This window comes from Nocardioides marmoribigeumensis (assembly GCF_031458325.1).
GTDB lineage: Bacteria > Actinomycetota > Actinomycetes > Propionibacteriales > Nocardioidaceae > Marmoricola_A > Marmoricola_A marmoribigeumensis.
Genome location: NZ_JAVDYG010000001.1, coordinates 2990033 through 3009685 on the forward strand (window position 1 = coordinate 2990033; position 19653 = coordinate 3009685).

At 74.8% G+C, this 19653-nt stretch carries 19 protein-coding genes; 11 read left to right on the forward strand and 8 right to left on the reverse strand.

What is annotated here, in order from left to right:
* Positions 1-111: 111 nt before the first annotated feature.
* Together J2S63_RS14355 and J2S63_RS14360 are read left to right on the forward strand one after the other, a co-directional pair.
* A complete protein-coding gene (locus J2S63_RS14355) occupies positions 112-1539 on the forward strand; it encodes an HNH endonuclease signature motif containing protein (RefSeq protein WP_310303554.1) in 1428 nt (475 codons plus the stop codon).
* 75 nt (positions 1540-1614) lie between these two features.
* Positions 1615-2256, forward strand: a complete 642-nt coding sequence (locus J2S63_RS14360; RefSeq protein ID WP_310303556.1) for a GNAT family N-acetyltransferase — start codon at positions 1615-1617, stop codon at positions 2254-2256.
* On the opposite strand, the gene J2S63_RS14365 is transcribed toward J2S63_RS14360, so the two are convergent.
* The 3 genes from J2S63_RS14365 to J2S63_RS14375 are packed head-to-tail and all read right to left on the reverse strand — an operon-like array spanning position 2207 to position 3926.
* Complete coding sequence (locus tag J2S63_RS14365; RefSeq protein WP_310303558.1) at positions 2207-2491, reverse strand: hypothetical protein; 285 nt, start codon at positions 2489-2491, stop codon at positions 2207-2209. The genes J2S63_RS14360 and J2S63_RS14365 overlap by 50 nt on opposite strands.
* A 36-nt stretch (positions 2492-2527) precedes the next feature.
* Positions 2528-3409 (reverse strand): CPBP family intramembrane glutamic endopeptidase, encoded by an 882-nt coding sequence (locus J2S63_RS14370; protein ID WP_310303560.1) that lies wholly within the window; start codon positions 3407-3409, stop codon positions 2528-2530.
* A gap of 46 nt (positions 3410-3455) precedes the next feature.
* Positions 3456-3926 (reverse strand): cupin domain-containing protein, encoded by a 471-nt coding sequence (locus tag J2S63_RS14375; protein WP_310303562.1) that lies wholly within the window; start codon positions 3924-3926, stop codon positions 3456-3458.
* Positions 3927-3998: 72 nt separating this feature from the next.
* On the opposite strand from J2S63_RS14375, the gene J2S63_RS14380 reads away from it, so the two are divergent.
* Entirely contained in the window at positions 3999-7373 is a 3375-nt protein-coding gene (locus J2S63_RS14380) for an ATP-binding protein (RefSeq protein ID WP_310303564.1), read from the forward strand.
* Positions 7374-7382: 9 nt separating this feature from the next.
* Here the strand turns inward: J2S63_RS14380 and J2S63_RS14385 are convergent, their stop codons facing one another.
* The gene (locus tag J2S63_RS14385; RefSeq protein WP_310303566.1) at positions 7383-8561 is read right to left on the reverse strand and encodes an ROK family transcriptional regulator; all 1179 of its coding nucleotides are present in this window, start codon (positions 8559-8561) and stop codon (positions 7383-7385) included.
* A gap of 132 nt (positions 8562-8693) precedes the next feature.
* Between J2S63_RS14385 and zwf the strand changes: the two genes are divergently transcribed.
* Genes zwf through eda form a run of 3 tightly spaced genes read left to right on the forward strand, consistent with a single transcriptional unit; the run spans position 8694 to position 12615 of the window.
* Complete coding sequence (gene zwf, locus J2S63_RS14390) at positions 8694-10184, forward strand: glucose-6-phosphate dehydrogenase (protein WP_310303567.1); 1491 nt, start codon at positions 8694-8696, stop codon at positions 10182-10184.
* Positions 10181-11995: a phosphogluconate dehydratase gene (edd, locus tag J2S63_RS14395; RefSeq protein ID WP_310303569.1), complete on the forward strand. Its 1815-nt coding sequence runs from the start codon at positions 10181-10183 to the stop codon at positions 11993-11995. The genes zwf and edd overlap by 4 nt, the downstream gene beginning before the upstream one ends.
* Positions 11992-12615 (forward strand): bifunctional 4-hydroxy-2-oxoglutarate aldolase/2-dehydro-3-deoxy-phosphogluconate aldolase, encoded by a 624-nt coding sequence (gene eda / locus J2S63_RS14400; protein WP_310303571.1) that lies wholly within the window; start codon positions 11992-11994, stop codon positions 12613-12615. The genes edd and eda overlap by 4 nt, the downstream gene beginning before the upstream one ends.
* On the opposite strand, the gene J2S63_RS14405 is transcribed toward eda, so the two are convergent.
* On the reverse strand, positions 12612-12959 hold the full coding sequence (locus J2S63_RS14405; RefSeq protein ID WP_310303573.1) for a DUF2200 domain-containing protein: 348 nt from the start codon (positions 12957-12959) through the stop codon (positions 12612-12614). The genes eda and J2S63_RS14405 overlap by 4 nt on opposite strands.
* A 425-nt stretch (positions 12960-13384) precedes the next feature.
* Here J2S63_RS14405 and J2S63_RS14410 point away from each other — a divergent pair, with 425 nt between their 5' ends.
* The 5 genes from J2S63_RS14410 to J2S63_RS14435 are packed head-to-tail and all read left to right on the forward strand — an operon-like array spanning position 13385 to position 17516.
* Complete coding sequence (locus J2S63_RS14410; RefSeq protein WP_310303577.1) at positions 13385-13864, forward strand: SRPBCC family protein; 480 nt, start codon at positions 13385-13387, stop codon at positions 13862-13864.
* Positions 13861-15336: a phytoene desaturase family protein gene (crtI, locus tag J2S63_RS14415; RefSeq protein ID WP_310303580.1), complete on the forward strand. Its 1476-nt coding sequence runs from the start codon at positions 13861-13863 to the stop codon at positions 15334-15336. Before J2S63_RS14410 ends, crtI begins: the two co-directional genes overlap by 4 nt.
* Positions 15333-16871, forward strand: a complete 1539-nt coding sequence (gene idi / locus J2S63_RS21320) for an isopentenyl-diphosphate Delta-isomerase (protein WP_374725115.1) — start codon at positions 15333-15335, stop codon at positions 16869-16871. Before crtI ends, idi begins: the two co-directional genes overlap by 4 nt.
* Positions 16864-17187 carry a lycopene cyclase domain-containing protein gene (locus J2S63_RS14430; RefSeq protein WP_310303582.1) on the forward strand — a complete coding sequence of 108 codons (324 nt, stop codon included), beginning with the start codon at positions 16864-16866 and terminating at the stop codon, positions 17185-17187. The genes idi and J2S63_RS14430 overlap by 8 nt, the downstream gene beginning before the upstream one ends.
* On the forward strand, positions 17187-17516 hold the full coding sequence (locus J2S63_RS14435; RefSeq protein ID WP_310303584.1) for a lycopene cyclase domain-containing protein: 330 nt from the start codon (positions 17187-17189) through the stop codon (positions 17514-17516). The genes J2S63_RS14430 and J2S63_RS14435 overlap by 1 nt, the downstream gene beginning before the upstream one ends.
* Here J2S63_RS14435 and J2S63_RS14440 read toward each other — a convergent pair.
* Genes J2S63_RS14440 through J2S63_RS14450 form a run of 3 tightly spaced genes read right to left on the reverse strand, consistent with a single transcriptional unit; the run spans position 17498 to position 19523 of the window.
* Entirely contained in the window at positions 17498-18190 is a 693-nt protein-coding gene (locus J2S63_RS14440) for a response regulator (RefSeq protein WP_310303587.1), read from the reverse strand. The genes J2S63_RS14435 and J2S63_RS14440 overlap by 19 nt on opposite strands.
* Positions 18187-19227: a sensor histidine kinase gene (locus J2S63_RS14445; RefSeq protein ID WP_310303589.1), complete on the reverse strand. Its 1041-nt coding sequence runs from the start codon at positions 19225-19227 to the stop codon at positions 18187-18189. Before J2S63_RS14445 ends, J2S63_RS14440 begins: the two co-directional genes overlap by 4 nt.
* Positions 19212-19523 carry a hypothetical protein gene (locus J2S63_RS14450; RefSeq protein ID WP_310303591.1) on the reverse strand — a complete coding sequence of 104 codons (312 nt, stop codon included), beginning with the start codon at positions 19521-19523 and terminating at the stop codon, positions 19212-19214. The genes J2S63_RS14445 and J2S63_RS14450 overlap by 16 nt, the downstream gene beginning before the upstream one ends.
* Positions 19524-19653: the final 130 nt, after the last annotated feature.

The window sequence follows — 19653 nt, forward strand, 5'->3', positions numbered from 1 at the left end:
CGAATGGTGATCTTGCCCCGGAAGTGATCGGGGTCCCCGGAGTGGCGACCAGCCGATGCGCCTGCCTGCGTGTCGTGCTTCGTCGTCGATCCGTGAAGAGGAGCCCGCACCGTGACCGAGTCGTCGCTGGAGTCGTCGCCGTCTGGTGTGCCGGAGCATCCGGTGCTGGCCGCACTGGAGGCGATCGAGGGCGCGCTGGGGTCGGTCGTGCAGGTCAACCCCTCGTTCATGCGCACCGAGACCAAGGCGGAGGCCCTGACGCGGCTGGCTCGGGCCGAGGCCCGGATGGTCGAGCTGCGGATGCGGATCATGGCCGATGCCGACGACGTCGCCGCGGACGCAGCGGCCCGTGACGTCGGCGGCTGGTACGCCCACCAGACGCGCACCGACCCCGCGACCGCGAAGGTCGAGGCAGCCCTCGCCGTGGCCCTGGACCGCCGCTGGACCCAGGTCGCCGAGGCGATGCGTGCCGGGGACCTCTGCCTGGCCCAGGCCCGGGTGATCGCCCGATCGCTGACCGCGCTGGCCCCGTGGGTCGAGGCCGACGTCCTGGCCGAGGCGCAGACCGCCCTGGTGGAGCTGGCCACCGACCACGGTCCCCGCCAGCTGGCCGCCCTCGGTGCGCGGATTGTGACCGTGGTCGCCCCCGATCTCGCCGATGAGATCGAGGCCCTGCGCCTGGAGGCAGAGGAGGCCGACGTCGAGGACAAGATCAGGCTCACCGTGCGCCACCACGCCGACGGCACCATCCGCGGCAGCTTCGTCCTGGACAAGCTCGGCGGCACACGCCTCGCGGTGCTCCTCGACGCCTACACCAACCCCCGCCAGCACCACCACCGCACCGAGACCACCGAGACCACCGACGGCCCCGGCGGCCCCGGCGGCCCCGACGGCCCCTGCTCGGCAGAGGCCGGCTCGGGACAGACCGACCAGGCTGAGCCGGCCACCTCCCTGAGCGGCCCGCACCCCGACCCGGTCGAACGACTCCCACGCGGCCGCACGCTGGGCAAGGCCTTCTGTGCGCTGCTGGAGTCCCTCGACCCAGCCGCACTGCCCCGCCACGGAGGCGACCAGACCCTGCTGCAGATCACCATCGGTCTTGAGGACATCTGCAAGAAGCTCGCCGCCGGCACCATCCTGACCACCGCCGCGATCCCCGGCACCCCCAGCGCGGAGACCGCGGTCGACCGGATCTCCGCCTCCGAGGTCCGCCGTCTGGCCTGCAACGCCCGCATCCTGCCCGTCGTCCTCGGTGGGAAGTCCGAGATCCTCGACCTCGGCCGCGACCGACGGCTGTTCTCCCCCGCCCAGCAACGCGCGATGCTGCTGCGCGACCGCACCTGCCGCGCCGAGGGCTGCACCATCCCCGGCACCTGGGCAGAAGCCCACCACTGGATCCCCTGGGGCAAGCTCGGCGACAGCGACCTCGACGACGGGGTCCTGCTCTGCTCCCATCACCACCACCGCATCCACCAAGAGACCCGATGGAGAGCCGAACGACTCCCCAACGGAGACGTCCGCTTCCACCGCCGACGGTAACCCGTCAGGTCGAGCGTTGGCCCCGTCAGGTCGAGGGTCGACCTCGCAGGCGTGGCTGGCGACTAGGTTCGCTGCATGAGCCACTTCACCTGGCTTCCGGCCAACCAGGCAGCGACGGAGGACGTCGAGGCGGTCTTCGCGACCGGGGGAGCGCACAAGTGCCGGTGCCAGGCGCTGAAGGTTCCGGGCTGGATCTGGCGCGACACCACCCAGGAGGAACGGGACGCCGCCCTGCTGGAGCAGACCGCCTGCGGCACCAGCGGGCCGACGTCGGGCCTGGTCGGCTACGTCGACGGTGAGGCGGCCGGCTGGGTCGCGGTCGAGCCGCGGGAGAACTACCCCAGGCTGTGGAGCCGGAAGCAGGCGTGGATGCGGACGGACCCCGACCTCGAGCGCGTCTGGTCGGTCGTGTGCTTCGTCGTGCGCCAGGGCTGGCGCCGGACGGGACTGATGTACGAGCTCGCCGGCGCCACGGTCGAGTACGGCGAGCAGGTCGGCGCCCGCGTCCTGGAGGGCTACCCGATCGAGCCGCCGCCCGGCGGGAGGGTGATCTGGGACGAGGCCTCGGTCGGGCTGGTGCAGGTGTTCCTCGAGGCCGGCTACGAGGTGGTGGCCTGGCCCACCGTGCGGAGGAGGGTGGTGCGGCGGCAGCTGGCACCGGTCGCTCTCAGTGGCGAGGGTCGTCGGCGCGGAACCGGGCCCGGAGCCAGCTGTTGATCCCCGGTGCCAGGCCCTTGGCCTTCGGCAGGTCGGCGACGGGAGCGACGGTGAGGGCGACGCCGTCGGGCAGGGCCCACTTGAGCTCGTGGTAGACCGCCGACAGCGTGTCGTCGGAGTCCACGAAGGCCAGCCCGCCGGCGGCGACCACGACCTCCCGCCAGGGCCCGGCCAGGTCGGTGGCGGGGTCGAGCTCGTGGAGGTCGGCCGAGGTCCAGGCGACGTACACCGTCATCGCGCCAGTCTGCCCTGCGGAGCGCCGCCGCCCGGGTCAGGCCGCCGTGCGGCCGTTCGGCGTACGACGGAGGGGTGCGAACCGCCACCAGGCGACGGCGGCCAGGACCAGGAGGAGGTTCTGGAACAGGCCGACCTCGCCGGCGAACCAGCCGCTGTGCTCGGTGTCCGTGGTGAGCGGGCCGACCACGTGGTAGAGCCCGGCGTTGACCATCGCGTGCACCACCAGACCCGGCCAGATGCCCCACCGCAGCTGCATGCTCGCGAGGATCGCGCCCAGCGCGGCGGTGCCGATCGTGAACGACGTGAGGGCGAACCACAGGGGCGTCCCGGCCGGTGTGCCACCGAGGAACAGCATGAGCGGCCAGTGGAACATCCCCCAGACCAGGCCGGTGGCGAGCACGACCGTGCGCGGTCCGGCGACCTCCGCGAGGCGGGTGGTCATCAGGCCTCGCCAGCCGAGGTCCTCGCCGAGCGCGAGGACGACGTACGGCAGGCCGAGGACCGTGCAGCCGAGCACCGCCAGCAGGCCGAGCTCGCCGCCGTCGAAGCCGGCCAGTCCGAAGGTCCACACGAGGACGCCTGCCAGGACCGTCGGCAGCAGGCCGACCGCCCACGCGATCGCGAGCGTGCGGGCCGGTGGGCGACGGAAGCCGAGCGGCGCTCGTCGGCCGCGGGGCGTGGTGGCGCGGGCGACCAGGGCACCGATGGTGGGGAAGAGCGCCTGGCCGTACATCGAGAGCTGGCCCAGGGCGCTGGCGTCCTCGATGTGCCGCACGTCCACGCCCTCGGCCAGGCCGGCGGTGGTGCTGAGCGCGAGCAGGGAGAACGTCGTGCCGAGGAAGACCGCCACCTCGCGGGTGGCGTCCGAGCGCGGCGAGGCCGGCGTCTCGTGGCGGGCGGTGTCGAGCTGGGTCATGGTCGTGCCTTTCTTGTCTGTCTGATGAGAAGTGAGGAGCGGTGGGTCAGGGGAGGAGGCCTGGCAGCAGCGCGACGCGGTGCTCCTGGGCCAGGGCGAGCAGCAGGCCCGGGTCCTCGGCGGCGAGACGGTCCTCGTGCAGCAGGAGGTGCTCGGCCCCGGCGGGGGCGACGAGGACGAGGACGACGGAGTCGGTGAGCGCGCGGTAGCGGTGGCTCGTGCCGGGCGGCACGTGCAGCACCGCCGAGGCGCCGACGACCTGCTCGCCGTCGGCACCCGCGACCGCGACCTCGCCCTCGAGCACCACGTAGACGACGTCGTCGTCGGTGTGCCGGCGGGGCGGGACCTCCGCGCCCGCCGCGAGCTCGCGCACGAGCACGGCGAGACGACCTTGCGTCCGGTCGCCCGAGACCAGCAGTCGGTCGCCCGCGCGGGCCGGCCGAGCCGGATAGGGTGACCCGGCCATGCGTGGATCGGTGTCCGGGAGCCAGTTGCTCGCTGCTGCCTGCTCGTCCATGGCCCCACCGTCACGCCTCGCGCTGGGAGCCCACTGGGACGTCACTGGGACGGCGACCGGGACGGGCCGGTCGTGCTGAGCTTCGCGCTGCTCGGACCCCTCGAGGTGCGCCGCGACGGTGTCCCGGTCGACCTCGGGCCCCGCCGCCACGTCGAGCTGCTCTCCCTGCTGCTGGTGCGGCCGCGCACCGTGGTGCCGGCCGACACGCTGGTCGAGCAGCTGTGGGACGGCCGGCCGCCGGCGACGGCGGCCAACACGCTGCAGGGGTACGTCGCGGGGCTGCGTCGCGCGCTCGAGCCCGGCCGTGCGGCCAGGCAGCCCGCGCAGGTGCTGGTGACCCACCCGCTGGGCTACAGCCTCGCGGTGCCGGACGACGCCGTCGACCTCGCCGACTTCCGCCGCGGCGTCGCGGCCGCCAGGGCCTCGGGCGACCCGGCGGCGGTGCGCGAGGCCCTCACGTTGTGGCGCGGGCCCGCCCTCGCCGACGTCGCCGACGCCGCCTGGGCCGCACCCGTGCTGCGCGCCCTGGAGGAGGAGCGGCTCGCCGCGGAGGAGCTGCACGCCGACCTGGCCCTGGCGAGCGCTGAGGACCCCGCCCGCCTCGTGCCGCGGCTGCAGCGCCTCCTCGCCGACCACCCCCTGCGTGAGCGGACCGCGGCGCTGCTGATGCGTGCGCTCTACCGCAGCGGTCGCCAGGCCGAGGCGCTCGCCGTCGCCCGGGAGACCCGCCGGCACCTGGGGGAGGAGCTCGGGCTCGACCCCGGCGCCGAGCTGCGCGAGCTCGAGGTCGCGGTCCTGCGGCAGGACGACGCCCTGCTCCGGGCCGCGCCGGCGAGCCCGCTCGCGACGGCGCCCTCCGGTCCGGCGACGACAGCGACGAGCGACCCCGTGGACGCGGTGCCCGGCCGGACCGGCGAGCTGGCCGCGCTGACGGCCGCCGCCGAGCGGGCCCTCGGGGGCACGACCTCGGTCGTGCTGGTCACCGGCGAGGCCGGGATCGGCAAGACCCGGCTGGTCGAGGGGCTCCTCGGGACGCTGAGGGACGTCCGCGTGCTCACCGGCCGGTGCTCGGACCTGGAGGGGACGCCGGCGTACTGGCCCTGGCGGCAGGTGCTCTCCCGTCTCGGCGGCGCGCCGGGCCCCGCGGGCACCGGCTCCGCAGAGGTCGGCGAGTCCCGCTTCGAGCAGGCCCTGGCGCTGGCCGACCGCCTGCGTGCCGATGCGGCCCAGCAGCCCGTCGTGGTCGTGCTGGAAGACCTCCACTGGGCCGACGCGCCGTCGCTGGAGCTGCTCGAGCTCGTGCTGGCCGAGGTGCGCGGCGCCCGGGTGCTGCTCGTGCTCACCGCCCGCGGACCCTCCGTCGACGCGCGCCTGACCCGCGTGCTCGGTGCGCTCGGCCGTCACCCGCACGCCACTCGGGTCGACCTCGCGGCCCTGGACGCGGACGCCATCGCCGCGGCCGTCCGTGAGGTCGCCGGCGCCGCGCCGCCCGCGGAGGCGGTGGAGGAGATCGGGGAGCGCAGCGGCGGCAACCCGTTCCTCGCCCGCGAGCTGGCCCGGCTGCTCGACGCCGACGGGCGCCTGCGCGCGGGCGTCCCCGTGGCCGTGCGCGACGTGCTCCGGCTGCGCACCTCCGTGCTGCCCGAGCGGGCGCGGGACCTGCTCGCGGCGGGGGCCGTGCTCGGTCGCGACTTCGCCGAGCGCACCGCCGCGGCCATGGTGGACCTCGGACCGGACGAGACGGTCGCCGCGGTCGAGGCGTCCCTCTCGGCGGGGCTGCTGGTCGAGCCGCTGCCGGGTCGTCTGCGGTTCGCCCACGCGCTGACCCACGAGGCCGCCCGCGCCGACCTGTCCGGCGCACGCGCGGCCTCCCTCCACGGACGCGCTGCCGCCGCGCTGGCCGAGCGCGAGCAGCCGCCGGCCGGGGTCCTCGCCCACCACCTCCTGCGCGCCCGTGACCCCGCCGGGGTCGACGCTGCCGTGGCCGCCGCCGAGCAGGACCTCGCCGAGCTCGCCCCGCAGCCCGCCCTCGAGCTGCTCGACCACGCCGCCCTGGTGGCCTCGGGTGTGACCGTCCCGGCCGAGCTCCTCGACCGGGTGACGCTGCTGCGGGGCATCGCCCTGGCCCGGCTCGGCCGGCTCGACGAGAGCCGCGAGGTCCTCATCGCGACCGCCGAGGCCGCCGATGCGCGCGGCGACCACGCCCTGCTCGCCCGCGCCGCCCTGGCGATGGCCGCCGACGGCGAGGTCGCGGGCTACTGGACGATGCTCGCCCCGGTCACCGGTGACCCCGACCGGACGGTCCGCTGGCTCCGACGGACCCTCGATGCCCTTGCCGGCAAGACGATCGAGGGCGACGCAGCGGCTGACCTCGTGTCGCTGCGGTCGGCGCTCGCCACCCAGCTCGCCGTCACCGGGCGGCCCGACCCCGAGCTCGCGGAGCGCGCGCTGGGGGACGCCCACGGGCTCGACGCCGACCACCGCACCCGCGCGCTGACGGCCCGGTGGGCCACGCTGTGGACGCCCGCCCACGTGCCCGAGCGGCTCGCGGTCGCCCGCGAGCTGGTGTCACTGGCCGGCCGCCACGTCCAGAGTCGCCTGGCCGCTCGGCACCTGCTCGGCACGGCGTTGCTCGAGGCCGGGGACCTCGCCGGGAGCGACGCGGAGGTCGCGGCCCTCGCGGCGGAGGTCGAGCGCCTCCGCGACCCCGACTTCGCGCTGCTCGTGGTGTGGTGGCGCGCGATGCGTGCCCTGATGAGCGGCGACCTCGCCGGTGCGGAGGCCACCTCGGCCGAGCTGCAGGCCCGACTCGACGGGGCGCACGGGCAGGCGGCCGCGACCGCGATGCTCAGCCAGGGCACGGTGTCGGGCATCGTCGCGTGGGAGCGCGGGCTCCTCGGCCACGCTGCCGCGGACCTCGATGCCCAGAGCTACACACACCACCCCGGCATGCAGGTCGTGCGGGCGCTCGCCCACGCGCAGGCCGGCGACGCCGCCACGGCCCACCGCATCCTCGACGAGACGCTCGGACCCGACCTGAGCCTCATCGGTGACGACCCCATCTCGGTCTCGCCGCTCGTGCTCGCGACCGAGGTCCTCGCGGTGGCGGGGGACCGCGGACAGGCGGGTGCGCTGCTCGCGCGCCTGTCGTCGTACGCCGGAGCGGTGGTCGTCTTCGCCCCGGGGGCCGTGTGCCTGGGGGCCGGCACGCTCTACACCGGCACCGCGGCCGCGCTGGCAGGTGACCTCGACCGGGCCCGGACCGACCTCGCGGACGCGGTGGCGCGCAACCGCGCCCTCGGCGCCGTGCCGTTCCTGGTCAGGTCGCTGACCCGGCTGGCGTGGGTGCTGGAGCGTCAGGGTGACGGGGACTCGGCGGGCCTGCGCGACGAGGCGACCCGGCTCGCGGGGTCGCTCGGGCTCACGGTGGCGCGCTTCCCGGGCTGAGCGACGCGGTCAGCCCGCGGCGTGGGCGAGGCGGCGGTCGACGTACGCCGGGCTGAGGACGTGCTCGAGCGCGAGGAGCCCCGAGCCGACGAGCCCGGCCATCTCGCCGTGCGTGGACTCGAGGATCGCGAGGTCCTTGGTGGCGAAGGCGGTCGCGTTGGCGTAGAGGGTCTCGCGCAGGCCGGCGGCGAACGTGTCGTAGGCCGGCGCCATGTCGCCGCCGATCACGACGGCCGTCGGGTTGAGCAGCGTCACCGCGGTGGCGAGGACCTCGCCGACCCGGCGCCCGGCGTCGCGGACCAGCGTCCGGGCCACGGGGTCGCCCGAGCGGACCAGCGCCACGAGGTCGCGGACGTGGCCCACCGACCGGCCCTGCTCGTTCATCGTCTGCACGAGCGCCCACCCCGCCGCGACCGTCTCCAGGCAGCCGCGCTCGCCGCACCGGCAGGGGAGGTCGCCGGCTGCTGCGGAGCGGGCGTGCCCGAGCTCCCCGGCCGCGCCGCGCCCGCCGTGGAGGATGCGGCCGCCGGCGACGACGCCGACGCCGAGGCCGGTCGAGGCCTTCACCGCGATCAGGTCGGTGTGGTGTCGCAGGTGGCCGTCGCGCTCGGACAGCGCGAGCACGAGGACGTCGTTGTCGAAGACGGCGGGGACTGCGCCCAGCTCGGAGAGGTACGGCGCCAGCGCCACCCCGTCCCAGCTCGGGAGCAGCGGGGTGGCCGTGCTCGCGCCGCGGTCGCGGTCCACGATGCCCGGCATGCTGCAGCCGGTGCCGCGCAGGTCCTCGGGGGAGCGGCCGACCGAGGCGAGCACGGCCCGCAGCCGGTCGACGACGAGCGCCATCACCCGGTCGGGGCCGACCGTGACGTCGAGCGGCTCCTCGACGTGGCCGAGCAGCGTGCCGCCGAGGTCGCAGACGCCGACCTGCACCCGCGACCGGCCGAGCGCGACCGTGCCGACGACCCCTGCCGAGGTGTCGAGGGCCAGCTGCACGGGCGGCCGCCCGCCGGTCGAGGGGCCGAGCTCGCCCTCGAGCACCAGCCCGAGGTCACGGAGCGCGGCGACCCGCGCGTTGACCGCCGTGCGCGACAGGCCGGTGAGGCGGGTGACCTCGGCGCGCGTGGTCGCCTCGCCGGCACGGATGAGGGCGAGGACGGCTCCGGCGGAGGTCCCGGGGGCATCGGGCATGGAGACATCCAACCAGGGGTGGCGTGCGAACCTCGGAGGCTTCGCACAAAAAAAAGCAGAAGGGGTTACAGAATCGGTCAGAAGTCGTCTAGCGTGGGTGGCTCCACCTCCGTCACCCCTTCGGGAGACTCCGTGCAGGACCCGACCACCCCGATCTCTGCCCCGCCCCGCCCCTGCGACTTCGTCGTCATCGGTGGCACCGGCGACCTGGCGGTGCGCAAGCTGCTCCCCGCCCTCCTCCACTGCGACGACGACGACCGGCTCAGCCCCGACTCGCGCGTGGTCGGCCTCTCCCTCGCCGGCCTCGACACCGCGGCCTACCGCGCCAAGGTGCGCGGCGAGCTCGCCGACGTCGACGTCCCCGACTCGACCCTCGACCGCTTCCTCGAGCGCGTCTCCTACGCCTCCCTCGACTTCCAGGACCCCGCCGGCTGGGAGGTCGTCCGCCCGATGCTGGGCGGCGACGACGGCGACGACTCACGAGTGCGCGTGTTCTACCTGGCCATCGCCCCCGCGCTCTTCGGCCCGGTCTGCCGACGCCTGCGCGAGGCCGGCCTGGTCACCGCCGACAGCCGCGTGGTGCTCGAGAAGCCGATCGGCTCCGACCTCGCCTCGAGCCAGGACATCAACGACGCCGTCGGCGAGGTCTTCGACGAGCAGCAGATCTTCCGCATCGACCACTACCTCGGCAAGGAGAGCGTGCAGAACCTCCTCGTGACGAGGTTCGGCAACACCTTCCTCGAGCCGCTGTGGAACTCCACCTGGATCGACCACGTGCAGATCACCGTCGCCGAGACCCTCGGGGTCGGTGCGCGGGCGGGCTACTACGACTCCGCGGGCGCGCTGCGCGACATGGTGCAGAACCACCTGCTCCAGCTGCTCTGCCTGGTCGCGATGGAGCCCCCGACGTACGTCGACCGCGAGACCGTCCGCGACGAGAAGCTCAAGGTCCTGCAGGCCCTCCGCCCGCTCGACGAGGGGGACCTCGGCGGCAGCGTCGTGATCGGTCAGTACGCCGCCGGCCTGGTCGACGGCCAGGCCGTGCCGTCCTACCTCACCGAGGTCGACGACCCCTCCTCGCGCACCGAGACCTTCGTCGCGATGAAGGCCCACGTCGACAACTGGCGCTGGGCCGGCGTGCCGTTCTACCTCCGCACCGGCAAGCGGATGGACCGCGGCTGCTCGGAGATCGTGATCACCTTCAAGCCCGTGCCGCACCGGATGTTCCCCGGCAACGGCGACCCGGAACCCAACCGCCTGGTCATCCAGCTCCAGCCCGAGGAGGGCATGAAGCTGCACATCACGACCAAGGAGCCCGGCCCCGGCGGCATGCGCCTGCGTCGTGCGTCGCTCGACCTCTCCTACGCCGAGTCGTACGGCGGCCGCCTCCCGCTGGCCTATGAGCGCCTGCTCACCGACGTCGTCCGGGGGAGCACGACGCTCTTCATGCGCCGCGACGAGGTCGAGGCCGCGTGGACGTGGCTCGAGCCGCTGCTCACGGCGTGGCAGTCCCCGGGCCGCACGCGCCCCAAGTCCTACCCCGCCGGCACCCCCGGCCCCATCGCCGCGACCACGCTCATCGAGCGGGACGGCCGCGCCTGGCACGAGAGCGCCACCTCATGACCCACCACCTGCACCCCCTCGTCGAGGAGGTCACCCGGCGCGTCGTCGAGCGCTCGGCGCGTGACCGCCTGACCTACCTCGCCCGGATCCGCGACGCCGCCGACCGCGGCCCCGCGCGCGGCCGGCTCGCCTGCGCCAACCTGGCGCACGGGTTCGCCGCGTCGGAGCCGACCGAGAAGGCCGACCTGCGCGGCACCACCAAGCCCAACGTCGCGATCGTGACGTCCTACAACGACATGCTCTCGGCGCACCAGCCGTTCGAGACCTACCCGCGGCAGCTCAAGCAGGCCGTCCTCCGGGCCGGCGGCATCGCCCAGGTCGCGGGCGGCGTGCCGGCGATGTGCGACGGGATCACCCAGGGCCGCGACGGCATGCAGCTCTCGCTGTTCAGCCGCGACGTGATCGCGATGTCGACCGCGATCGCGCTGTCGCACGACATGTTCGACGGCGCGCTGATGCTCGGTGTCTGCGACAAGATCGTGCCCGGCCTGCTGATCGGCGCCCTGTCGTTCGGCCACCTGCCGACGATCCTCGTGCCGGCCGGCCCGATGGCGTCGGGCCTGCCCAACGCCGAGAAGGCGCGGGTGCGGCAGCTGTTCGCCGAGGGTCGCGCGACCCGCGAGGAGCTGCTCGAGGCCGAGGCCGCCTCCTACCACGGGCGCGGCACGTGCACCTTCTACGGCACCGCCAACTCCAACCAGCTGCTCATGGAGGTGATGGGCCTCCACCTGCCCGGGGCGAGCTTCGTGCACCCCGACACCGAGCTGCGCGGCGCCCTGACCGACGAGGCGGGTCGTCTCGTGACCCACCTGGCCGCCACGGGCGCCGCGCCCCTCGGTGAGCTGGTCGACGAGCGCACGATCGTCAACGCCTGCGTGGCCCTGCTCGCCACCGGTGGCTCGACGAACCACACGCTCCACCTGCCCGCGATCGCCCGCGCGGCCGGCATCACGCTGACCTGGCAGGACCTCTCGGACCTCTCCGCGGTCGTGCCGCTGCTGGCGCGGGTCTACCCCAACGGCAAGGCCGACATCAACCAGTTCCACGCCGCCGGCGGCGTCGGGCTCGTCGTCCGCGAGCTCCTCGACGCGGGGCTGCTGCACGAGGACGTCCTGACCGTCGCGGGTCCGGGGCTGCGCCGCTACACCGAGGAGCCGCGCCTGCTCGCGGGCGTCGAGGGGATCGACGGCACGGTGACGTACGTCGACGGGCCGCGCGGGTCGCTCGACCTGTCGGTGGTCCGCCCGGTCGCGGAGCCCTTCGCCCACGACGGCGGCCTGCAGGTGCTCGAGGGCAACCTCGGCACCGCGGTCGTCAAGACCTCGGCCGTCGCCGACGAGCACCGGGTCGTCACCGCACCGGCGCGCGTCTTCGACGACCAGGCCGACTTCCTCGCCGCGTTCCAGGCCGGGTCGCTCGACGGTGACCTCGTCGCGGTCCTGCGCTACCAGGGCCCTGCCGCCAACGGCATGCCCGAGCTGCACAAGCTGACGCCGGCGCTCGGGGTCCTGATGGACCGCGGCCACCAGGTCGCGCTGGTCACCGACGGCCGCATGTCCGGTGCGTCCGGCAAGGTCCCGGCCGCGATCCACCTCAGCCCCGAGGCCGCGCTCGGCGGCCCGCTCGCCCGGGTGCGCGACGGCGACCTGGTCACCCTCGACGCGACCAAGGGGTCGCTGCGGGTGCACGTCGACGACGAGGAGTGGGCGGCGCGACCCTCCGGCGGTCGCGCGCTGAGCGACGCCGAGTGGACGGGCACCGGTCGCGAGCTGTTCCACGGGATGCGCGCGCTGGCCGGGGGCGTGGCATGAGCCTCCTCGACCGTGACCCCGTCATCCCCGTCGTCGTGGTCGAGGACGCCGGCGACGCCGTCCCCCTCGCCCACGCCCTGCTCGCCGGTGGCGTCACCACCATCGAGGTCACCCTGCGCACCGACGCCGCCCTCGAGGCCGTACGCCGGATCGCGGCCGAGGTGCCCGACATCTGCCTGGGCGTCGGGACGGTGCTGCGACCCGAGCACGCCAAGGCCGCCGCGGAGGCGGGGGCACAGTTCCTCGTCACCCCCGGCACGACCGCATCGGTCCTGGGGGCCGTGGCGGAGACCGGCCTGCCGTGCCTGCCCGGCGCGGCGACGGTCAGCGAGGTGATGGCCCTGGTCGAGCAGGGCTTCACCGAGCTCAAGTTCTTCCCCGCCGAGGCCTCGGGCGGGCCCGCGTTCCTGCACGGCGTGGGTGGCCCGGTCCCGGAGGTGCGCTTCTGTCCCACGGGAGGCATCACCGCGGCCTCGGCGGGGAAGTACCTCGCGCTGCCCAACGTGGGTTGCGTGGGTGGCACGTGGCTCACGCCCAAGGACGCGGTCGCGGCGGGGGACTGGGCGCGGGTCTCACGCCTGGCGGCGGCGACCGCGGAGCTGCGTGGAGGGCTGGACTAGGAGGTGCGCAGCACCTTGTCCATCGGGCGGCCCTTGGCCAGCTCGTCGACGAGCTTGTCGAGGTAGCGGATCTGCTGCATCAGCGGGTCCTCGACCTCCTCGACCCGGACCCCGCAGACCGACCCGGTGATCTGCGACGCGGCCGGGTTGAGGTGCGCGTGGCCGAAGAAGTCCTCGAACGTCGTGCCGTCGGCGAGGTGCTCGCCGAGCTGCTGCTCGTCGTACCCGGTCAGCCAGGTGATCACCTCGTCGAGCTCGGCCTGCGTGCGGCCCTTGCGCTCGACCTTGGAGACGTAGTGCGGGTAGACCGCCGCGACGCTGGTGGTGAAGATCCGGTGCTGCACCCTCGCGAGCCTACGCCGACCGTCCGTCGAGCATTCACCGCGAGTTCGGACACCGCCCGGGGCCCCGATCGGCGTCTCGACCTACTGGATCGACTCGCGCCGCATCCTCGCCGCGCTGACCCGCGCACACCGTCGGGGCGTGGTCGTGCGGGTCGTGGTCGGTGGGTCTGGTCCGAGGGGCCCGCCCGGACAGCGGGTCCCGGCATCCTGCACGAGAAGACCTACCGGCTCTCGCGGGTCCGACAACTGGACCGACAGCGGCGCCGGCCACGACCAGGCGGTGCTCGGGGTCCGCGACGACCGGGTCCACGCGGACGTCGTGCAGGGGTTCGAGGACCTCGCCGTCCGGCCGGGCGGTGTCCTCGGCGAGGCGTGTCCGGCGGACCTGGACCCGTAGCTCACGCGCGCCTGCCTAGGATCCAAGCGTGCTCAACCAGTTCACCTCGTCGCGGCACGACGTGGCCGAGGTGCGCTCCTCGGTGGACGAGGTCTGGGCGCTCCTGGTGCAGCCGGCGGTGCTGGTGCGGCACACGCCGTTCCTCCACGCGATCGACGATCTCGGCGACGGTCGGTGGGTCTGGCGGGTCGGCGGCATCCGCTACCCCGGCGGCGTGTTCACCTCGTCCTTCACCGAGCGGATGACCTTCGACGAGCCGCGCTCGATCACCTTCAGCCACGAGCCGGCCTCCCGCCATGAGCACGCCGGGGCGGAGGGGCGCTACGACCTCTCGCCGGCCCGCGACGGTGGCGCCGGCGCACGGCTCGAGATCGCGCTGAGCGTGACCGCCCGCCTCCCCGCGCCCCGGGCCGGCCGGGCCCTGGTCGGCAAGGCGATGGACCTGGTGCTGGCCCAGATGGGCCGGTCCTTCGCCCACGGGCTGCTCGCGGAGCTGGGGGAACGATGAGGGTGGTCGTGGTCGGGGCCGGCCTGTCCGGTCTCGCGGCCGCCTGCCACCTGCGCGGGGCCGGCCACGACGTGGTGGTGCTCGAGCGCGAGGACCAGGTCGGGGGGCGTGCGGGCACGTTCACCGAGCAGGGCTTCCGCTTCGACACCGGCCCGGTGGTCATGACGATGCCCGACCTGCTCGCCGAGCCACTGCGGGCCGTGGGCGCGGACCCGGCGGCCGCCGTACCCCTGCGACGGGTGGACCCGTCCTACCGCGCGCACTACGCCGACGGCACGACCCTCGACGTGCACGCCGAGATGGACGCGCTGCGCAAGGAGGTCGAGCGCACGTTCTCCGCGGCCGACGCCCAGGGTCTCGACCGCCTGCTCGCGTGGCTCGAGCGGCTGCACGAGACCGAGTTCGACGCCTTCCTCGACACCAACTACGACAGCCCGTTCGACCTCGCGCGGTCGCCGCGCCGCGGCCTCGAGCTGCTGCGGCTCGGCGGCTTCCGCAGCCTCGACCGCGTGGTCTCCCAGCACCTCTCCGACGAACGGCTGCGGCGCGTCTTCTCCTTCCAGGCGCTGTACGCCGGGGTGTCGCCGCAGCAGGCGCGCGCGGTCCTCGCGGTGATCAGCTACATGGACGTCGTGCGGGGTGTGTTCTACCCCGAGGGCGGGATGCACGCCGTGCCGCGGGCCCTGGCCGACGCGCTGGTCGCCGCGGGCGGGACGGTCCGCACCGGCGTGCCGGTCGCCGAGGTGCTGCGCCGCGCCGACGGCTCGGCTGCCGGGGTGCTGCTGGAGTCGGGCGACGTGGAGCTCGCCGACGCCGTCGTCTGCACCGCCGACCTCCCGGTCGCCTACGACCGGCTGCTGCCCGGGCTGCGGCGCCCGCGGTCGCTGCGGCGCGCGGCGTACTCCCCGTCGGCGGTGGTCTGGCACGTCGGCGTCCGTGGGGGCGTGGCGCCCGGGACGGCCCACCACAACATCCACTTCGGGCACCAGTGGCCCGAGGCGTTCGAGGCCCTGGTCGGCCGGGGCGCGCTCATGCCCGACCCGTCGCGCCTGGTGACCGTGCCGTCGGTGAGCGACCCGACGGTGGCGCCCGAGGGCGACAGCGTGTTCTACGTCCTCGAGCCCGTGCCGCACCTCGGCGGCGACGTGGACTGGGCGACCGAGCGGGAGCCGATGCGCGAGCGCCTGCTGGGCTTCCTCGCCGACTCCGACTACCCGACCGACGTCGTCGTCGAGCGGCTCGTGGACCCGGTCGACTGGCGCGACCAGGGGATGGCGCTCGGGACGCCGTTCGCCCTGGCCCACACGTTTCTGCAGTCCGGGCCGTTCCGGCCGCGCAACGTCGACCGGCGGGTCCCGGGGCTGGTGTTCGCCGGCTCGGGCACCACGCCCGGTGTCGGGGTGCCGATGGTGCTGCTCAGCGGCAAGCACGCCGCGCAGCGGGTCGAGGCCCACCTGCGGGGGCGCGGGTGAACGACCACCTCGCCGCGGGCTACGCCCGCGCCCGGGCCATCACGCGGGCGCACGGCACGACGTACTACTGGGGCGCCCGGCTCCTGCCGCGCGAGTCGCGCCGCCACGTGCACGCGATCTACGCCCTGGCGCGGATCGCCGACGACCTCGTCGACTCGTCCTCGCGTGGCGGTCCCGACCGCGCCGCCGCGCTCGACGCCTTCGAGGCCGCCTTCTGGTCGGCGCTGCACAGCGGGACCTCCCCGGACCCGGTCCTGGCCGCGGCCGTGACGTCGGCACGCGAGCACCGGCTCGAGGAGGAGTGCTTCGCGCGCTTCTTCGGCGCGATGCGCACCGACCTCACCCGCACGACGTACGACACGTGGGACGACCTGCTCGGCTACATGGACGGCAGCGCCGCGGTCATCGGCGACCTCATGCTGCCCGTGCTCGGTGCGCCCGAGACGGCCCGCCCGGCCGCGCGGTCGCTCGGGCTCGCCTTCCAGCTCACCAACTTCCTGCGCGACGTCGGCGAGGACCTCGACCGCGGCCGCGTCTACGTGCCCCAGGAGGACCTGCGCTTCTTCGGCGCCGACCCGGGCCGTCGCACGGACGACGAGGCGTGGCGCGCGCTCATGCGCTTCGAGGTGGCGCGCAACCGCCGGCTCTACCGCGAGGCCGACGCCGGCGTCCCCGCGCTCCCGCTGCGGGCGCGGCGCTGCGTGGTCGCCGCGCGACTGCTCTACGCCCGCATCCTCGACGAGATCGAGGATGCCGGCCACGACGTGTTCTCCCACCGGGCGCGGGTGCCGACCTCCCGCAAGGCCGCGCTCGCGGCCCGGGTCGCGGTGAGCGGCAACCCGGCGCGTCTCCTCCCACCAGGCCCGCGCACCGCCGCGGACTGGCCCGACGACGACCGGGTGGTCCTGGTCGACGGGGTGGGCGCCGCGACCGGCGTGGCCGCCAAGTCCGAGGTCCACCACGACGCGACGCCGCGGCACCTCGGCTTCTCCTGCTACCTCCTCGACGACGACGGCCGTCTCCTGGTCACGGTGCGCGCGGAGGACAAGACCTCGTTCGGCGGCGTCGCGACCAACACCGCCTGCGGCCACCCGCGGCCCGGGGAGCGCGTCACCGACGCCGCCCGCCGCCGGCTGTCCCACGAGCTCGGGCTCGAGGTCGACCGCGTGCGGGTCGTGCTGCCCGCCTTCTCCTACGTCGCCCGCACCCCGACGCTGGTGGAGAACGAGGCGTGCCCGGTGACGGTCGCGCGCGTGTCCTCGGCCCGTCCGACGACCCATCCGACGACCCAGCCCATCCCCGACCCCACCGAGGTCGCCGAGGCGTGGTGGACCGACTGGCGCGAGTTCCGCGACGCCGCCCTCGGCCCGGGTGAGATCCGGTCACCCTCGGGCCGCACCTGGCCGTTGTCGCCGTGGAGCGTCGAGCAGGTCGCGCTGCTCGACAAGCTCGGCCCGGATCCCCTTGCCTGGCAGGCGCCTGAGGGCGAGCTGCTGCCGCCGGCCCTGCGGGTCGACGGGGTCGACGATGCCTGACCACTGGCAGTACGCCGCGCTGCTGGCCGCCTGCCTGCTCGTCACGCTGCCGCTCGAGCTGGTCCTCGGCGCGCGGGTCTGGCGCCGTCCCCGCGCCGTGGCCGCGGCCCTGCTCCCGGTGGTCGCGGTCTTCGTGGTGTGGGACCTGGTCGGCATCGCGCGCGACCACTGGTCCTACAGCGCGCGGTTCACCACCGGTCTCGACCTCGGGCCGATGCCGGTGGAGGAGCTGGCGTTCTTCTTCGTCATCCCGGTGTGCGGGCTGCTCACCTACGAGGCCGTCGGCCACGTGCTGGCCCGGCTGCGGCGGCGCTGATGCCGGAGTACACCGTCCTGGCGGTCCTGTCCGTCGTCGCGACGATCGCGGTCGAGCGCTGGTGGCTGCGCACCGGCCTGCTCCGCACGGCGCAGTACTGGCTGTCGATGGCGATCGTGGCGTTCTTCATGGTCCTGACCGACGGCTGGCTGACCAAGCTGTCCGCGCCGATCGTGCGCTACGACGAGGCCCAGACCCTCGGGGTCCGCGTGCCCTGGGACATCCCGGTGGAGGACTTCCTGTTCGGCTTCAGCATGGTGACGCTGACGATGCTGCTGTGGGTGCGGCGGACGCGTGCCGACGGGACGACTCAGGGCTCGAACCGGTAGCCCAGCCCCGGCTCGTTGAGCAGGTGGCGCGGGTGCGCCGGGTCCGGCTCGAGCTTCTTGCGCAGCTGGCCGACGTAGAGCCGCAGGTTGCCCTGCGCGGTCTCGTAGCCCGGCCCCCACACCTCGGCCAGCAGCGTGCGCTGGCTGAGCAGCTCGCCGGGGTGGCGCACGAGCACCTCGAGCAGGCGCCACTCGGTGGGTGTCAGCCGGACGTCACGGCCCTCGACGCTCACCCTCCGCGAGGCGAGGTCGACGGCCGCCCGGCCGACCCGCACCACCGGCTGGTCCTCGGCCGGCCCCGACCGGCGGCCCAGCGCCCGCAGCCGGGCGAGCAGCTCGTCCATCCCGAACGGCTTGGTGACGTAGTCGTCGGCGCCCGCGTCGAGCGCCTCGACCTTGTCGCCGCTGTCCGAGCGCCCCGACAGCACGAGGATCGGCACCGAGGTCCAGCCCCGCAGCCGGCGCACCAGCTCGGTGCCGTCGAGGTCGGGCAGGCCGAGGTCGACCACGACGAGGTCGGGCGGCTCGGCGGTCGCCGCCGCGATGGCCGCAGCGGCGCTGGGAGCCGTGCGGACGTCGTACCTCCTGGCCCGGAGGGTGATCTCCAGCGTGCGCAGCAGCTGGGGCTCGTCGTCGACGACGAGCACGAGCGGCGCGGCCGGGAGGCCGCTCACGGCGCGACCTCCAGCCGCACGACCATGGTCAGCCCGCCGCCCGGGGTCGGCATCGGCGCGAGCGTGCCGCCCATCGCCTCGGTGAGCCCGCGCGCGACGGCGAGACCGAGGCCGAGGCCCTCGGTGGTCGAGGTGTCGCCGTGGCGCTGGAACGGCGCGAACATCGCCTCCCACTGGCTGGACGGCACCCCCGGGCCGTGGTCGACCACGCACACCTCGACGTGCCCGTCGCGGGGGCGGGCCACGACCGAGGTGGGGCCGTGTCGCACGGCGTTTGAGAGCAGGTTGGCCAGCACCCGCTGGAGGAGCGCGGCGTCGCCGAGCACGTCGGGCAGGTCCTCGGGCAGGTCGACCCGGACCGGTGCGGGGGTCTCGTCGAGGGCGCGCACGACGACCTCGTCGACCGCAGTCGCGCGTCGTACGACGGGCAGCGCGTCGAGCTGGAGGCGGCTGAGGTCGAGCAGGTCGGTGACCAGCGCGGACAGCCGGTCGAGCGAGGCGTCCGCGCTGCCGAGCAGGTCGCGCTGGTCGGCCTCGTCGAGCTCGACGTCGTCGCTGCGCAGTCCGGAGACCGCGGCCTTGGCGGCGGCGAGCGGGGTCCGCAGGTCGTGGCCGGCAGCGGCCAGCAGGGCGGTGCGCACGTCGGTCGCGGCCTGGAGGGTGGCCGCGCGGATCGTCGCGCTGCGGCGGCGCTCGACCTCGCCCAGCCCCCAGCTGACCAGGGCGGCCGCCGCGGCGAAGACGACCAGCGAGACGACGTTGTCCGCCGAGGCGACGCGGAGCGTGTGGAAGGGCGGCGTGAACAGGTAGTTGAGCAGCGCGGTCGCGACCACGCCCGCCACCAGGCCGGGCAGGAGCCCGCCGACGAGCGCCGCGGCCACGACCGTGAGCAGCAGGAGGAGGGCGTCGCTGACCAGCGACAGCCGGTCGCGCAGCGGGAAGAGCACCGCGGCGACGGCGAGGGGCAGCAGGCACGCGAGCGCGAGGCCCTGCAGTCGCCTGCCCAGACCCAGCCCCTGGCTCACCGGTCCGTCCACACGGCCCAGTGTGCCGTGCTGCCCACCGCCACGAGCAGCGCGAGCCGCGCCAGGTCCGGGGACCGGAAGGTGAGCTGGCCGAGGCGGTTGGTGACGAAGCCGGTGAAGAACGCCCAGGCGACCAGGCCCAGCAGCGCCGCCCAGCGCACCGGCAGGACGAGGGCGGCGGCCGAGGTCACCAGGCACACGACGACGAGGGTCGGGTGCTCGCCCAGGCGCACGGCGGCGGAGGCGACGAGGACGGCGATGATCGCGCACTGCGCGAGGCCGAAGCGGACGGCGGAGATCCCGGTCACGACACCAGTGAAGCCCGCACCGCGCCGGGTTCTTGTCGTCCTGACAGGATCCTGACGGGTCGAGGCGTCAGGATCCTGTTAGCAGCCGGGATCCGGCCGCAGACCGGTGGTTGCGTGGGCTCGTGACCCT

Bases quoted from the DNA above. Each gene is read 5' to 3' on its own strand.
- J2S63_RS14365 (WP_310303558.1), bottom strand. From the start codon at position 2,491: ATGACGGTGTACGTCGCCTGGACCTCGGCCGACCTCCACGAGCTCGAC.
- crtI (WP_310303580.1), top strand. From the start codon at position 13,861: ATGAGGGTGGTCGTGGTCGGGGCCGGCCTGTCCGGTCTCGCGGCCGCC.
- edd (WP_310303569.1), top strand. From the start codon at position 10,181: ATGACCCACCACCTGCACCCCCTCGTCGAGGAGGTCACCCGGCGCGTC.
- J2S63_RS14360 (WP_310303556.1), top strand. From the start codon at position 1,615: ATGAGCCACTTCACCTGGCTTCCGGCCAACCAGGCAGCGACGGAGGAC.
- J2S63_RS14375 (WP_310303562.1), bottom strand. From the start codon at position 3,926: ATGGACGAGCAGGCAGCAGCGAGCAACTGGCTCCCGGACACCGATCCA.
- J2S63_RS14385 (WP_310303566.1), bottom strand. From the start codon at position 8,561: ATGCCCGATGCCCCCGGGACCTCCGCCGGAGCCGTCCTCGCCCTCATC.
- J2S63_RS14430 (WP_310303582.1), top strand. From the start codon at position 16,864: ATGCCTGACCACTGGCAGTACGCCGCGCTGCTGGCCGCCTGCCTGCTC.
- eda (WP_310303571.1), top strand. From the start codon at position 11,992: ATGAGCCTCCTCGACCGTGACCCCGTCATCCCCGTCGTCGTGGTCGAG.
- J2S63_RS14370 (WP_310303560.1), bottom strand. From the start codon at position 3,409: ATGACCCAGCTCGACACCGCCCGCCACGAGACGCCGGCCTCGCCGCGC.
- J2S63_RS14435 (WP_310303584.1), top strand. From the start codon at position 17,187: ATGCCGGAGTACACCGTCCTGGCGGTCCTGTCCGTCGTCGCGACGATC.